We start from the raw sequence: 14578 nt of genomic DNA, 5'->3' as shown, positions 1-14578 counted from the left end.
GGCCCCAGCCGGTATGGCCGGCCAGGGCGAGCACTCCCTGCCTGATCTGCGGCAGGGTCAGGTGGTAAAAAGCGCGACCCCCGACTGCAGGCGGGCGTAGTCGCGCAGCGGCAGCTTGCGCAGGTCGTCCGGCGGGATCTCGCACAGGTTGGCGATCATCCGGACCTCACGCTGTGCATCGCTGCCCTTGTCATCCTGGAACCGCTCCATGTCTTCCACGGTGGGTTCGCGCATGCGCAGCACGGCGGTCTCCACGCCATTGACCTGGCGCGGGCGGGTGAGGGTGACTTCGGCATAGCCATCGCGTTCGATGACGTGGTCGTTGGCGGTCTTGGTCTTGCTGGACATGGGTGTGTTCCTGGAAATCGAGGGAGCGCGATGAAGGCGGGGGCGCGAGGCGCCCCCGGTGCTGTGGAGATGCGTGCGGGGTCAGATGCCCAGGGCGCTGCGCAGGCCGGCCAGCATGTCCACGCCGTTCTGCTTGGCGATCATGTTGACCACGTCCAGCTCCTGGACGACCAGCGGTCCGTGGGTGAGCTTGTAGTAGTTCAGCGCGAGCGAGATTTTCACCGTGCCCTTCTCGCCGGACTTGGACTCGCCACGATCGATGGCCTTGACCTTGCCGCGCATGTTGTGGACCACGGCGGTGATGCTGCCGTCGCTGGATTCGAGTGCCTCGCGTGCGGTGAAGGAATACTCCTTGCTCTCCACAACATGGAACTTGCCCATGATGTCCGGGTCATCAGCGATGAGGACGGCCTCGGCTTCAAGCTTCTCGTGGCCCAGGGTGATTTCGGTCGGGGCGAACATGCCACCCGCCTGGAAATCCTCGGTCTTCAGCGTCAGCTTCGGAGCGGTGAAGGATTCCACGTTGCCGGCATAGCCCTTGCCATCGACGTAGAAGTTGAAGTTCTTGCGGACGTTGCGCGCCATGCTTAGAAGATCTCCGAGACGTAGTTGTTGTTCATGTGCATGCGGAAGGTCAGCTGTTCACCCGGGTAGGTCGGGGTGAAGTCGAAGTCCCAGTAGAAACGGCCCTGGGCCACGCTGTCCGCTGCGTTCAGATCGGGGTCGATCCAGCAGTTGCCGCCGAGGATCGCGCCCTGGGTCTTCAAGCCGCGCAGGAAGGCATTGACGCCTTCGCGCACGTCATCGACGTAGGTCTTGCTGATGCCGCGGTCGACAGCCCACAGATGAGCGGCCTCGAGGCTGTCGGCGATGATGTCGGCGGTGCGCACCACGCACAGGAACTGCCACTTCTGGTCGCTGCTGGCGGTACGGTTGCCCCACAGGCGGAAGCCACCTTCGCGGATGACCGTGGCCACGTTGGCCTGGTTCAGCAGGTTGGCGCGGCTGGTGGTGTCGGACAGGCCGAAGTCGATGGCACGCGCGGTACCGACCACGCCGTTGAGTTCCAGGTTCGACGGCGACGCCCACCAGCCGCGCTCGTTGTCGCTGCGGGCGATGGCGCCGGCCACGGCACCGGAGGCGTAGCGGATGACGATGGCATCACCGGACTGCACCAGCAGCGCCGGGTCGACCACGTAGACGCGCTTGGAACCGGTCAGGGCGGTGGTGCTCTTGGCGGCCTCATCGTTGCTGTTCGGGCCGTCCTTGATGATCACCGCGCGCAGCTTGTCGGCGATGCCGAGAAGCTCGGCCACGACCGGGTTGGCCAGTACCGCCTCGGGCTTGGCCGGATCGGTGGGATGCACATGGGTGAAACCCGGTGCGACCAGGATGCGCGGCTTGACGCCGACGATGGACTTGGCCGCCAGCAGGGCATGCACGCCTTCATAGGCGCCGGTCTGTGCGTTCACACCGCCCAGCACGTTGGCCAGGGTGGCGCTTTCGTTGGCACCGTTCTCGACGCGGATGACGACGACGACAGCACTGGACTGATCGAAGATCGCATCGAGTGCGCCGGGCAGCGTGCCGGCTTCGGCGCCGGTCTTGGCCGACAGCTTGGCCGCCTGCGAGGGCGAGGTCACCAGGACGGGGGTGTTGATGGGGAACGCTTCGGTGTCAGCCAGCGGTGCGGTGCCGACGATGCCGATCACGCTGCTGGAGGCGATGGCAATCGAACGGGCACCGGTATCGATGCTGACGACCTGTACGCCATGGAGAAATTCGGTCATTCGGGGTTCTTCCTCGGTGTGGGTGTGTGCCGGCGTGTGCAGGCGACGGGGTAATGTTCGGAGAAGGCGGCGCTGGCGATAATTGCAATCGTGGCCGCGGCGTCATTCCATGATGGGTCCGGTGTCACCACGCGAGTGCGATGCGCTCATGTAGACCTGGTCTTCGCGCGCCAGGACGACGCCGGTGCTGGCTCGGCGAATCTCGACGATGAGGCTGCAGCCCGCGCTGCCGTAGACAACGTCGAATCCGCAGTAGCGATCGGTACCGAGATTCAACCAGGCACCCGTTCCGGAAGGATTCGCATCGCCTTCGACCTTGGTGTAGCGGATCTCGAAGTTGCTCGCGATACCACGGATGAGCCATGGACCGAAGGTGCGGGTGACGCCGTTGGGGTTGTTCGTCCACGTCTGCACCATGCCGTTGGACTTGAAGCTGAAGGCCGCGTGTCCATTGGGCGCAGCGCCGGCGTAGGACGAGCCACCGATGCTCGGGTTGGGGATGGTGACCGCGTCGTACTGCGCGGTGCCCCGGGCCGCCCACAGGTTCGACACGTCCATGCCGCCAATGCGATGCCCGACGTCCGCACGCTTGCTGCCGTACTGGATGTGGGCGTAGCGGCGGCTCAGGTCGGTGCCGCCGACGCGGCGGCCCGAATCCTGTGCCAGCGGACCCTCTACATAGGGATCGAACAGGTCATCGAAATCCGTGCCGCCGGAGCGATAGCCACTGGCCATATCAACGCTCCGCCTTCAGGGCGCGAACCTCGGCCGACAGCTCCTGGATGGCCTTGGCCAGGACCGGCAGCAGCTGGTCGAGCTTGACCGATGCCACGCGCTCGCCCTGGAACTCGACGCCTTCCAGGTCGACCGCTTCCGGGACCAGTTCGGCCAGCTGCTCTGCGACGAAGAACAGGCGGCGACGACCGTCATCGTTGTACTCGGGCTTGTAGTGGCCGGCTGCCAGTTCCATCCGCTCGACAGCTGCCAGGCCGTAGGGGAGCGTGCCTTCGATGTTCTTCAGCTTGCGCGAAGAGCCGAAGTCGTAGCCACCCGATGTGGTGAGCACGCCATTGCCCCCCAGCGTCATTGCGGCAGCCATGCTGTTCGGATAGGTGCTGATACCCCATTGCATGGTGCCGGCGGCCATCCACCACCCACCCTGCATCGAGTTGTCGAGCATTCCGAAGCCCCCGCCGAACGAGCCTTCAGAAGTGAAGCCAAAGCCCGTAATGCCGGTGCCGGGGTTCGTGGACTCCGGGCTGGTGGTCACCTGTCCGGCATTGGACATGCGGATGCCACGTCGCAACGAGGGGTTGTAGAAGTGGAAGCCGTTGCTGATCGCGTGCATTTCCGCGAAGCTGCTACTGTCACCCGTGACGGCTTCAATCGTGGTGCGCGGATAGCCGTTGAGCGTTTGTGAGTGGAATCGGATGCCTGGCTGGGAATCGCCCGCGGCGCGGATCATTGACGGACCGCTGGCGAAAATGCCGGAGTTGAAGGTGTGTCGTGTGCCGTAGTAGTTCATCGGCACGTATGCATCGACTGCTGGGTTGGTACCCATGATGCACGGATAACCGTCCCCGGAAACGGTGATGCGAACTTTGTTGCTGGCTGCTGGACCTGCGGTGATATGCGAGAGGTTCTTCAACTCGCCCGTCATCGTGTCGCCAGCTTTACTTACCTTGCTCGCCGGATCGAAGTTGCCGCTGGTCCAGACAGTGCCACCGGCGTTGAGCATGGCGGTGTATCCGCCTGCCGCATTGGCGAAAGTGAAATTCGATCCGTTCTTGAAGATGTACGAGTTGGCGTCGCCCAGCACGAGTACGCCATCGTTGGCCACACCATTCCAGCCATAGGAACGAAGCGAGTTTCCATTCACGCCGACGTGTCCGGTGAAAGTCCCTCCGGTCTTGTCCATTTTCGTATCGGGCGCGAAGTTGCCTGCATGCCACATCGCCGAGCCGTTCCAACGCGGCACGTCGTTGTGTGCGATGGTCAGTTCGCCTGCGGCGGTCCGGCCGGCATTCCATGACCTCCAGACCGACTTGCCGTCCCAAGCCCCGATGTACGCGGATTCCGCACCGTACTTGCCGAAGCCGAGCAGCGGGTATGTGCCGCCAATGAACTGCTGGTCGCGGAAGTCATTGCGCGACAGGTTGGCCTTGTCGTTGATCGCCTCCTGCAGCCCGGTCACATCAGCAATCACATGCTTGTGGCCCACCGTGGCGAAGTCACCGGCCAGGGCGAACTCGGAGGCGTGCTTGCCGTCCAGGGTGTCGGCGTCCAGGCCGTTGCCATGCCCGGTGTCCTTCAGTGCGGCGCTCTTCAGTTCCAGCGCGGTGCGGGCTGCCGTGGCGGTCGTGGCCGACAGCAGTGTCTTCGCCAGTGCGGTCGGGGCGCTGGCACCGAAGCGCTTGTCGGTGTAGGCGCGTACGCCACGCGGCGTCACCGCGCGCTGGGTGTCGGTCGCATCTTCGGCTTCGGTGCTGGTGGCCAGTTCGACCACACCCACGACCTCGGTGGTGGAGGGCGGATAGAGGAAGCCGGCGTCACCGAACTGGATCAGTGCGGTATCCACCTCGGCGAAGCGCGTATCGGTGGCCAGCAGCAGCATCGAGGCGGCCGACTTCTCCATGATCGGATCGGCTTGGCCATACGTGGCGAACAACGTGCCGTCGGCCAGGTACAGGCCGAACCCGCGCAGCGTGTAGGCCGTTGCGCTGTCGTCGCGGATGGTGACGTGCACGGTGTCATCGCCCACCGCCTGCCCGCCGAAGCTGGCGACGCGTTTGATTTCGCCTGGCAGCGCGGTAAGCCCTGCCGATGGAGTGAAGGCAGTGGATGTCAAACCAATCTGCGTAATCAGGACGGCGTTGGTGCCGGTGTTCGGCGGATTGACCAGCCTGGCGAAGCCGGCATCGGTGATTTTCAAGCGCATGCGGGGGTTACTCTCCGATCAGTTGAAGGCGGCGGAAGGCCGTGGCGTGGGCGGCTGCAAGGGCGCCGACGGCGGCGTCGGCCTGCATGCCCTGGGTGAAGGTGAAGTGCGATCGCACCGGCTTGGTCCGGCTGATCTCGCCGATGACGTCCTCGACGAACATCGCCGTGGCGGGCTGGCCGCCCTGGTTGGCGATGGTCATCACTGCTTCGAAGGTGTGCGGCGGTCCTTTGGGCTGCAGCTGCCACCATTCGCGGATAAGCACCGAGCCACCGAAGGCAGCGACCACGTCGCGCACACTGCCAGCGGTGCCCTTGCGGCGCTGGATGGCAATGGCCGTGCGTACCCGGGCGCGCTTGACGGCTTCGGGCCAATAGGCCTTCCACTCATCCACCGACAGCGCCCAGGCCAGCCAGGGCAGCAGTGCGGTCGGGCAGCGGTCGGCGTCCCACAGTGCGGTGATGTCCACCGGCAGCGGGCGCGCGACGCTGGCGCGGGCAAGCGCGCGCTCGGCACGGGTGGCATTGGCGGGCATCAGGTTCGCTGCCGACGGCACCACCACCTGGGCGTCACCGTCGATGATCTCGCCGGGTACCGGTGCAGCAGCCAGGGTCACCACGCTTCCCTCGATAATGCCGCCCTGCAGTGGCTGCCGTCCTTGCGCGTTGGTGCGGTACACCGCCTGCAGCGTCGCCAGCGCGCCACCGGGGTGGCGGAAGGTGCGGTTGCGGCCATCGATCGCGCCGCGCAGGCGCGCATTGATCAGGCGCGTGCTGGGCTCATTCATCGGTGCCGCCATGGGTCAGGGTCACGCCGGTGCAATGCGTGGCCTGGGTGCGATCCACCACCACGTCGGCAGCGGGGCGGGTGATCTCCACGCGCTGTACGCCCTCGGCGTGCAGTGCGGCGAACAGGCCCGAACGGGTGACGTCACGGCCGAGGCGGTGCGATTCGCTGATGTAGCGATCCAGGCGGCTGCGCGCCTCGGCCAGCACCACCTGCGAGTCCGGGCCGGCGAAGGTGAACAGCGCAGCCTCGACCGCGTAGTTGACGATCGTGGCCGGCTTCACCAGCACGTGATCGGTCAGCGGCCGTACGTCATCGGCACCCAGCTTCGCCTCGACGATGTCGAGCAGGCCCTGGGTGGCGGTTCCATCAGCCTCGCGCGACAGCACCGAGACCACGACTTCGCCGGGCGCGGGACTCGTCGCGCTTGCATCGAGTACGCGCGGATCGGCGCTGAGTGCATGGAACACATACGCGCCCTCCGGCCCCGCCACACTGAAGCCTTCCGGGCCCAGCTGGATACGGCGGCGGAAATCTTCATCGCTCTCGTAGCGTGGCGCGATGCCCTCCTGCGGCTTGCCTGGGGCCAGGACCTGGCGGGCGATGCCGAAGATCGCAGCGAGATGGTCCAGGTCACTGCCGACCGCGTAGGCCAGCATCACGCCACGCGCGGCGTCGTTGACGCGCTGGCGGTCGAGCAGGCGCAGGTAGGTGCAGACCTCCAGGATCTTGAAGGCCGGGTCCGACGGCAGCAGCGCGTCGAAGGTGGGATCCAGGGCCTGCAGCGCGGTCAGCGATTCATCGAACATGGCTTCGAAATCGAGCACTTCGATGACCGCCGGGGCAGGCAGCTGGGACAGATTGACACTGGTGAACGAGCCGGATGCCACGGTTAGCGAACCTCGATTCCTTCGATGGTGATGGCCTGCCCGTCGGGTAGATGGATGCCGGTGACTGCCAGGATCATCACGCCGGGGGCGGGGAGGGAGACGTCGACGTTCTCGACGTGGAGCCGCGGTTCCCATCGCGCCAGGGCGTCGACGGTGGCGGCAATCAGGTCCATGCGCAGCGAGCGATTCGTGGGCGCATCGATCAGTTCAAACACGCGTGAGCCGTATTCGCGGCGCAGTACGCGGGAGCCAAGGGGCGTGGTGAGGATGTCACGCACGGATTGGTGCAGATGGGCCAGCCCATCCAGGGATTTGCCGGTGTTGGCGTCGATTCCTCGCATGGTCTCTATCGTCGTGGACTGCAGGTTTTCAGGGCATTGCAGCCGTGGCCGGTCAGGCCTGGGCCGGCGTGGTCGGGGCGGTGGGGCCCTGCGCGGTGTGCTTGTGTGCCTTCAGGCCGATGGCGCCGGCCTTGATCTCGCCCGGGGTGCTGATGTCCTTGCCGGCGGTGATCGCACCGGTCACGTCCAGGTCGCCGGTGGCCTTGATCGACGGTGTATCGAGCAGCACCGATTCACTGGCGATCACCTGCGCGCTTGCACAGGTCACGATGACCTTGCCGCTGCCGACGTTGACGCTGAGCGTGGTGGTTTCCTGGTCGTACTCGACGATGCTGCCGTCGGCGTACTGGGTACGCTGCCGCAGGCGCGAGTCGGCCGGTGCGGCAAAGCGGTCCTGGTACAGGCTGCCCAGCACCAGCGCCTGGCCCGGGTCGCCGTAGGGACAGGCAAGCACCACCTGCTCGCCCGGTTCGGGAGCACACCAGCTGCGCGCGCCCGGCCCGGCCCGTCGTTCCAGCCAGGGAATCCAGTCGGTGAGCATGCCGTCGGCATCGACGCGTACGCGCGCTGCGGCTTCGTCGAGCTCGCGCACGACGCCGATCATCAACAGGTTGCCGATCAGCCGTGCGTGCTCGGCGCTCATGGCGCGTGCTCCGGCAGCGGCTGGTAGCGGGGCTCATGGGCACGGCCGATCTCGGGCGCGAAGCTGAAACTGGCGCGCGGTACCACACCGCCGGTCTCTTCCCAGGCGTTGCTGCCCAGTGCCATCGGAAGCGACCATTCGACGATCCAGCTGCGCAGCCCTGGCAGCGCCGTGGCGGTGTCTTCGGGCAATGCGGCGATCACGTCGATCGCGCCGCTGAGCACGCCGGGAAAGCGGCCGAGCTGGTGCAGCCAGGAGGCCAGGTCGACGGCGGTGTTGCGCAGCTGCAGTGCCACGCCGGGCGCGTCCGCGGCCAGAACAACACGTGCCTCGAAGCGCAGCAGGGCCTGCATATGCCCACTGCCGTCGGCGTTGTCCTTGCTGCGGTCGCAGCGGGTCATCGCCAGCAGGCACGCGGGCGTCGCCATGCCTTCGGTGCCGGCCTCCCGATGGAACTCGACGGTTGCGAAGTACGGGAAGCGCGCACGGATGGCCGCTGCGATGGCGGCAAGCAATGCATCCAGCGGTGGAGGAGAGGGGTCGGTCGCCATGTCAGCTCGTGCATTGAATGGAAAAAGGGCGTGGCCAGTGTTGCCATCACCGCCGTTGCGCGGCACTGCAGGCGTGGCCGCTCGCAGCCGGATCAGCGCTTGGTCGCGGCGCGCGGGGATGCAACACCGCTGTCACAGCCCGCAGGCATCAGGGGTTGCGCACCATTGAGCGTGATGCCGCGCTGGCCACCGAGGCTGCACAGCAGCGCGTGCAGCTGATCGGCGAGCGCGTGGTACCGACGTGCGACCTCGACGTGATTGCGCAACAGTGCTTCGTCATCAGCGCTATCGAGGTCGGGCAGCGCGGGCGCGACACGCAGTTGCGCCGGGGCGATGGCGAGGTCAATGCGGCAGTGCGCCGCCGGCATTGGCTTCGCGCCAGATGCGCACGAACTCAGCATCAGCGTCGCCGCGATCGCGGCCAGGAGTCTTGGCATGGGTGTCGATGTCCCGTTGCAGGGCGTTGAACTGCTGGGTGCGCTCGGCCTGCGTGGCCAGGCGCTGTGATTCGGCGCGGGCGCCGGCCCGGGCATTGGCGAGGTCCTGCTGATGTGCGGCCTGCGCCGTATCAGCGCGGGATGCCTGCTGTGCGGCCTGGGCGCTGGCAAAGGCCAGGTCCGCGCTGCGGTCCCGCAGGGTCCACCCCAGCCAGGCGCAGCCGGCATGGCTGCCGACGAGCAGCAGCAGGCCGACGCGCAGCCTCAGCGCGAGTGGGGTCATGCCAGGGCTCCACCCGCGGCGCGATAGGCAGCGCGCAGCGTTTCCAGTGCGTGTTCCTTCTGCCCATACCCGGCGCCCGGCAGCGATGCCCAGATGCGCCGTGCCGCGCTGACGGCGGCGTCGAATCGTCCCAGCCGTACCAGCTCGTAGGCACCGCATTGCTTGAGCAGGGCGACCGCGGCGCGATCCTGCGAGACCGGGCCGAAGTCGGGCAGGCCCAGGCGTGCGCGCAGGTCGTCCCAGGTACTGCGCAGGAACTGGTAACGGCCGGCGGCGCTGGATTTGATGCCATAGCGCGGCAGCGACACCAGGACGCGGGGATGGTCGCGGTAGGTGCCGAGCAGCTGGCCACCGACGATCACGTCGTAGCCGCGGTCACGTGAGCGCTGGCTGGGAATGTCGGTACCCTCGGACACGGCCAGCATGTCGAGGAACGCGGCCACATTGGCACCGCCGAGGGCGCTGGCTGCGGCGGCGGTCATGCGGCCGCCTCCGGCTGCTTGCGCACCAGTGCCAGCAGCGCGTCTATCTGCACGCTCTGCTGGGCGATCTGCGCGCGCAGGGCGTTGACCTCGCCACGCAGTTGCCCGATCTCCTGCGCCATCGCCTCGCGTTCGTGCATCAGGCCATCGGCGCGGGTGCGCTCGGCGGCGAGCTGCTCCTGCAGGGTGCGCAGGGTGTTGCTGGTGGCTTCATCGGCGGTGCGGTCGACCTTGGCCGACGACAGCCATTGGCGCAGCCACAGCGACACCGCGATCAATACGCCGGAGGTACCGCCCAGGTACTTGGCCCAGTCCGGCAGGCCGGCCAGCAGATCGCTCTCGTTCATGCGCGTGCGTATCCCTTGAGCAGGGCCGGATGGACCGCAGGCGGTGGCGCGGAGCGGGCATCGCGCAGGGCGCGCTTGATGGTGGTCTGCGAGACACCGAACTCACGCGCGACGTGGTCGCGTGGCATGCCGCTGGCAACGGCACGTGCGATGCGTTCGCGGCGCTGCTGCGCACCGGCAGCGAAGCAGGAGGCCAGGAACAGCAGTTCGCCACCGAAGTGCGCGACCAGCCGCTGGGCGACGTCGTAGCCGAGGATGTCGATCAGCCGGTGCTGGTCGGGCAGGGTGGACGGCACGTAGACGATGACGCGGTGGCGGCCGGTGGTGCTGGAGGTGGTCGGCGGCCATGCACGCACCAGCGTGAGGGCTGCGGATTCGCCGATGACCTCGGCGAGGGTCTGGATGCTGTCGGGCAGGGCGTTCATGAGGAGTGTCGTCAGTGGCATTGATCTCCACTGTTGCCCTCCCGCCCTTCCGGTCAACACCTTTCATCTACTTTCGAAATTACGTGCTGAAGGCATTCAGTGAGCCTGAGCACCGGTGAGGACAGCGCTGCGGATGCCTGCGGTGGCTCTCGCCGGGTTGTCGTTGCCGCGGCTGTTTTCCGTATTCCTGTACTCGCTGTCCTCACCGTGTGGAAACAGAGGCAGGTCAAGGGGAATCCGGCAGGTATGGGGTGAGGATGGCCTTGTTGCCCGCCCTCACGTCCGGGCGCAGGCCCGGAAACAAAAAAGCCCCGGACGATGCCGGGGCTTCAGGGCTGCAGGTGGGGCTGGATCAGAGGTCGAACACCAGGTTGCCGCCGGTCTTGCGGGGGATGTAGCCGGCGTCGCGCAGCCAGCGCGCCGCATTGACCTGATCCATGCGCTTGACCGGAAAGCGGTTGGCGAACATCAGGAAGCGCGCCACGGTGATCGATTCACCCTTGCCCTTCAGGGCGGCCAGGGTTTCGGTGAACCACGGTGCGGGCGGCTGCTGCCTGCCGGGGCGGGCCACGGTACGGGCCTGCGTCGTGCTGCCATCGCCCGCCTGGGTGCAGGCCTGCGAGCACAGCGAGATGAAGATCGCATCCAGGCTCACGATGTCCTTGTCACCCTTGGGCTGGGACTTGAACAATTCGATGGCCTTGAGGCGCGTCGACGCGAACTGTTCGACCTCCATGGGGTTTCCTCTCTGCGAAAATGATTGGGGGATGCAGGGTGACGACAGGTGTCGTCGGTGATGAGGCGACCTTACATCATTTTCGCCGATGATGGGCCACGACCTGCGCTCGGATGAGTGGGAAGAGAGATCACACGGCCCCGTGCCGCGTTCAGATCACGCCGCGCGACAGCAGCTGGTCCAGCGTCCTGCGCACCAGATCGGCCGGGGTGCCGTCATTGTTTACTTCGATGTCGACCAGATGGTCCGGCAAGGCCTGTTCGCTGGCATGGCCCGGACGGCTGACGCGGATCACGACACCGCCACGGCGGCGGATCGCGCGGGCTTCATCGGCCAAGCGCACATCCGGCACCAGTCCGCCTGCAGGCAGGCGTGCGAACAACGCGCGCACCCGCAGTTCGGGGAGGATGCAATCACGCCCCGATCCGGTTCCGGCGCTCTGCATCAGCTGCTGAGGGATGAGCTGAGCCAGCGCCCGCAGCGGTGCCGCAAAGCTGTCGCAGGGCAACGCCAGTGCCGAGGCCAGTCCATTGGCCAGGGTGTCCTTGCCCGCATGCTTGGCGCCGGCGATGCCGATGTAGAGCGGACCGGCTGCCTGCGGGGCAGGCCGCAGCCGAGTGCGGCGCAGGGCGGGGCCGGCACGGAATGCGGCCAGAGTGTCGGCGATCATGCGATGGCCGCTGTCGAGGGAGGCGGGAATCATGCGGAATCTATTCCTGGAAGAAGACGGTGGGTGGCGGCGGTCAGGAATCGCGACCGGCACCACCGCGCGCACGCAGCAGGCGCTGGGTGATGCGCCCTCCGCGGGCAACGGCCGCGACAGGGTCAAAGCACAGCATGGCAGTGCGGGTACGACGGCCAGCGGCAAGGTGATCGCGGATGGTCCGTTCGGACAGCACCGGTACCCGCTGGTGGATCTGCCGCACGGTCAACTGCTCGCCTTCGAAGGCATGAAGTTGGGGACGAGGCATGACGCAAGCGCTCCTGGAAGGTGGCGTGGCCGATACAGGCATCTTGCCTTCCTGGGCCCCTCTAGTCAACACCTTTCCTCTACTTACATCTTGGTTGGTGCGGCCGGTGGGCGCCCGGCATCAGAACGGGCCTGCCGCCTGCTCGCCGAGGTTGAGCCTGCGCGGCGGCATCAGCCAGACCTTGGCCCGCTCCTTGCCGACCACGCGGGTGCGTACGCCATGGCGCTTGACCACATAGGCGGCCGCCTCGTTGACATCGCGGCGGTTCGGCTTGTCGATGCCTGCGGCAATGACGATCTCGGTGGCGCGGTAGTGTGCGTTCCAGTGCTCGGTCGGCAGCGACCAGTCGAAACGGCGGTCGATCAGTTCGGCAATCGGCGAGATCGGTTCGTGCTCGCTGTTGGTGGCATTCAGCGCATCCAGCTCCTCACCGGACAGGTGCCAGGTCTCGCCGTTGCGGTACAGCGCATGGGCCTCGGACCACACCTGCTGCATGTCGATGCGCGCCGGTTCGCCCAGTGCCACGGCATGCACGGTCCACCAGCGCGTGTTGCCGGTCGCGTCGCGCAGGAAGCGCTCGTCATTGACACTGGCAAACAGGATGGTCCGGCGCGCGTAGCGCGACTCGTTGCGCGCGTATGGACGGCGGATCTCATCATGGCTGCGCGAGATGAACGATTTCAGCGCGGCGATATCGGTGCGGCGGAAGGTGGCATCCACTTCACCCAGTTCGACGATCCACTTGGAGATGACCTGCTTGACGCTGTCCTTGTTGGCCGGATCGAGCACCACGCCGTCGGCGATCAGCTGCAGTTCCGGCGGTGCCAGCTGCCGGGCCCAGCGTGTCTTGCCCAGATTCTGCTTCGAGACGAACGTCAGCACACCCCGCGCCACCACGCCATCCGGTTCAAAGGCCGCCGCCACGCCGGAGACCAGCCAGCGTCGCATCAGTACTTCCTTCAGGATGCGCCCGTCGGCCATGCGGGTGGGCTGCGCTTCCTGCACCGTATCGAAGAAGGCCTGCAGGCGGGACTGGCCATCCCACGGGCGTGAGGTGATCCAGCTGGCGACCGGATTGTAGGGGTTGGCTTCGGCCACCTGGCACAGGTTGGTTTCGAAGCTGGCGGTGGTCATGCCAGCGCGGTGCATGCAGTCCATCACTTCACCGGCAGCCACTTCCTTGGCATTGTCCACCGTGCTCTGCAGGCCCGGCACCAGGATCTCCAGGTCCTTGCGGATGACGTTGTAGCGCACGGTCACGCCGGTGCGCCGGCACAGTTCGGCCAGATTGCGCGCTGTGGGCAATGGGCGGCCGCGCGTGCTGGTATCGGGAAAGGGCGTGAAGGCATCGAATGCGGACAGGTTGCCAGGCACCTGATAGCTCGCGCTGGCTGCCGAAGGTGCGACGTCGCCGGCCGTGTCATCTTCCACCACGGCGGCTGGCGGTGGCAGGAGCTGCGCGCGGACTGCCTCGAGCCCCTCGCGCAGATGCAGGTCGTTGAAGTCGGTGGGGCGGTCACTGTCACCGTGCACTGCGGAGAACTCGGGCCATGCCACGCGTGCATCGATCTCCGCGGCGGCGCGCGTGGCCTGGGTGACGCCGGGATTGTCCACGGGCTGCCGGGTCCATTGATCGTTGTCCGCGCAGAGCACGAACACACCGTCGGGCACGGCGCTGCGCCAGGCGCGGGCGACCGCGGCGAGGTTGCCGGCATCCCAGGCGATCACCACGCACCAACCGGTGGCCTGATGGATGGAGGCGGCGGTGGCATAGCCCTCGGCGATGGCGATCGGCTGTGCAGCGAGCGGTTTGCCGATGACGTGAAAGCACCCCTGTTTGCGGCCACCGGACAGGAAGTCCTTGTCGCGTCCCAGTGCGGGTTCCATGCGCGGAAAGATCGCCTGCAGCGAAACGATCCGACCGGCAGCGTTCATCACCGGCACCAGCAGCGTGTTGTCGATGTGGCGGAAGACCAGGCCGTCGCTGTTGCGTACCGGCCACGGCGCCACGCGCAGGCCATGCGCAGGGATGCCCTTGCGCACCAGATAGGGATGGCTGCCGTCCGCCGGTACGGCGCGGTTCCACAGGACATTGGCGGCCTTGGCGGCGGCCTCCTCGCGCTCGCGCTGCTGCTGCTCGCGTTCGGCACGGGCCGCCTCCTGGCGGTGGCGGATGGCGCGCTGTTCGGCGGCGCTGAGCGTGCCGGGTGACTTCGCGCACCAGGCATGACGGGTGCCGGTGCGCCAGCTGCCGAACTCGCCTGCCGGTACCTGGTCGCCGAACAGTACGGCCCACCCATTGCGTGTGCCGGGGCGGTCACCCTCCACATGGAAGCGCACCAGCATGCCGTCGGCATTGAGTGCCTCGCGCCCGCGGGCGTCCGGCACGATGCCATGTGCGTGCATGACCTGCAGGAACGCGGGAACGACGTCCTGCGCTGGGTGCGATGTGTGCATTCGGCGAAGCCCCTTGAAGCGTGGTCCGGTTCACCGCAGCCTGTCGATGCGCAGCGTGATTCATGCCGGGCGCAGTGCACGTGGCGACCGGCCGACGCGGCAGGGTCAGCCGCAGAGGGGAGGCGGTGATGCGGCCATGGTGTCGGAACGACC

Annotated in this window: 19 protein-coding genes; all 19 read right to left on the bottom strand. The window is 66.8% G+C overall.

Annotated features, from left to right (window positions below; all coding sequences use genetic code 11):
* Positions 1-57: 57 nt before the first annotated feature.
* The 19 genes from N7590_RS03415 to N7590_RS03325 all read right to left on the bottom strand — a co-directional run bounded on the left by N7590_RS03415 (position 58) and on the right by N7590_RS03325 (position 14425).
* The gene (locus N7590_RS03415; protein ID WP_004154663.1) at positions 58-348 is read right to left on the bottom strand and encodes a phage tail assembly protein; all 291 of its coding nucleotides are present in this window, start codon (positions 346-348) and stop codon (positions 58-60) included.
* Positions 349-429: 81 nt separating this feature from the next.
* A complete protein-coding gene (locus N7590_RS03410; protein WP_004154666.1) occupies positions 430-933 on the bottom strand; it encodes a phage major tail tube protein in 504 nt (167 codons plus the stop codon).
* Positions 934-935: 2 nt separating this feature from the next.
* Positions 936-2138, bottom strand: coding sequence for a phage tail sheath C-terminal domain-containing protein (locus N7590_RS03405; RefSeq protein ID WP_164240538.1), 1203 nt, complete (start codon positions 2136-2138; stop codon positions 936-938).
* A 102-nt stretch (positions 2139-2240) separates the two neighbouring features.
* Positions 2241-2873 (bottom strand): hypothetical protein, encoded by a 633-nt coding sequence (locus N7590_RS03400; RefSeq protein WP_008264619.1) that lies wholly within the window; start codon positions 2871-2873, stop codon positions 2241-2243.
* A 1-nt stretch (position 2874) separates the two neighbouring features.
* The gene (locus N7590_RS03395) at positions 2875-5076 is read right to left on the bottom strand and encodes a tail fiber domain-containing protein (RefSeq protein WP_164240536.1); all 2202 of its coding nucleotides are present in this window, start codon (positions 5074-5076) and stop codon (positions 2875-2877) included.
* 7 nt (positions 5077-5083) lie between these two features.
* The gene (locus N7590_RS03390; RefSeq protein WP_239544111.1) at positions 5084-5611 is read right to left on the bottom strand and encodes a phage tail protein I; all 528 of its coding nucleotides are present in this window, start codon (positions 5609-5611) and stop codon (positions 5084-5086) included.
* Between the two features lie 244 nt (positions 5612-5855).
* Positions 5856-6752 (bottom strand): baseplate J/gp47 family protein, encoded by an 897-nt coding sequence (locus tag N7590_RS03385; protein ID WP_164240532.1) that lies wholly within the window; start codon positions 6750-6752, stop codon positions 5856-5858.
* A gap of 2 nt (positions 6753-6754) precedes the next feature.
* A complete protein-coding gene (locus N7590_RS03380) occupies positions 6755-7093 on the bottom strand; it encodes a GPW/gp25 family protein (RefSeq protein ID WP_049457610.1) in 339 nt (112 codons plus the stop codon).
* 52 nt (positions 7094-7145) lie between these two features.
* Entirely contained in the window at positions 7146-7736 is a 591-nt protein-coding gene (locus N7590_RS03375; RefSeq protein WP_164240531.1) for a phage baseplate assembly protein V, read from the bottom strand.
* Positions 7733-8287 carry a hypothetical protein gene (locus N7590_RS03370; protein WP_164240529.1) on the bottom strand — a complete coding sequence of 185 codons (555 nt, stop codon included), beginning with the start codon at positions 8285-8287 and terminating at the stop codon, positions 7733-7735. The genes N7590_RS03375 and N7590_RS03370 overlap by 4 nt, the downstream gene beginning before the upstream one ends.
* 92 nt (positions 8288-8379) lie before the next feature.
* On the bottom strand, positions 8380-8655 hold the full coding sequence (locus N7590_RS03365) for a hypothetical protein (RefSeq protein WP_164240527.1): 276 nt from the start codon (positions 8653-8655) through the stop codon (positions 8380-8382).
* Positions 8630-9007, bottom strand: coding sequence for a hypothetical protein (locus tag N7590_RS03360; protein WP_164240525.1), 378 nt, complete (start codon positions 9005-9007; stop codon positions 8630-8632). Before N7590_RS03360 ends, N7590_RS03365 begins: the two co-directional genes overlap by 26 nt.
* On the bottom strand, positions 9004-9489 hold the full coding sequence (locus tag N7590_RS03355) for a glycoside hydrolase family 104 protein (RefSeq protein ID WP_164240523.1): 486 nt from the start codon (positions 9487-9489) through the stop codon (positions 9004-9006). Before N7590_RS03355 ends, N7590_RS03360 begins: the two co-directional genes overlap by 4 nt.
* Positions 9486-9836, bottom strand: coding sequence for a hypothetical protein (locus tag N7590_RS03350; RefSeq protein WP_053448970.1), 351 nt, complete (start codon positions 9834-9836; stop codon positions 9486-9488). Before N7590_RS03350 ends, N7590_RS03355 begins: the two co-directional genes overlap by 4 nt.
* Positions 9833-10261 (bottom strand): Mor transcription activator family protein, encoded by a 429-nt coding sequence (locus tag N7590_RS03345; protein WP_230078891.1) that lies wholly within the window; start codon positions 10259-10261, stop codon positions 9833-9835. Before N7590_RS03345 ends, N7590_RS03350 begins: the two co-directional genes overlap by 4 nt.
* Before the next feature lie 352 nt (positions 10262-10613).
* A complete protein-coding gene (locus N7590_RS03340; protein WP_279935153.1) occupies positions 10614-10997 on the bottom strand; it encodes a hypothetical protein in 384 nt (127 codons plus the stop codon).
* A 151-nt stretch (positions 10998-11148) separates the two neighbouring features.
* Positions 11149-11700: a hypothetical protein gene (locus N7590_RS03335; protein ID WP_164240521.1), complete on the bottom strand. Its 552-nt coding sequence runs from the start codon at positions 11698-11700 to the stop codon at positions 11149-11151.
* 40 nt (positions 11701-11740) lie between these two features.
* Positions 11741-11968, bottom strand: coding sequence for a hypothetical protein (locus tag N7590_RS03330; protein ID WP_164240519.1), 228 nt, complete (start codon positions 11966-11968; stop codon positions 11741-11743).
* Between the two features lie 120 nt (positions 11969-12088).
* Entirely contained in the window at positions 12089-14425 is a 2337-nt protein-coding gene (locus N7590_RS03325; RefSeq protein WP_164240517.1) for a VapE domain-containing protein, read from the bottom strand.
* Between the last annotated feature and the right edge of the window lie 153 nt (positions 14426-14578).

It is taken from the genome of Stenotrophomonas sp. GD04024 (genome assembly GCF_029837545.1).
GTDB classification, from domain to species: domain Bacteria; phylum Pseudomonadota; class Gammaproteobacteria; order Xanthomonadales; family Xanthomonadaceae; genus Stenotrophomonas; species Stenotrophomonas forensis.
The sequence above is the reverse complement of the archived record's forward strand: the minus strand, read 5'-3'. Positions and strand labels throughout refer to the sequence as shown.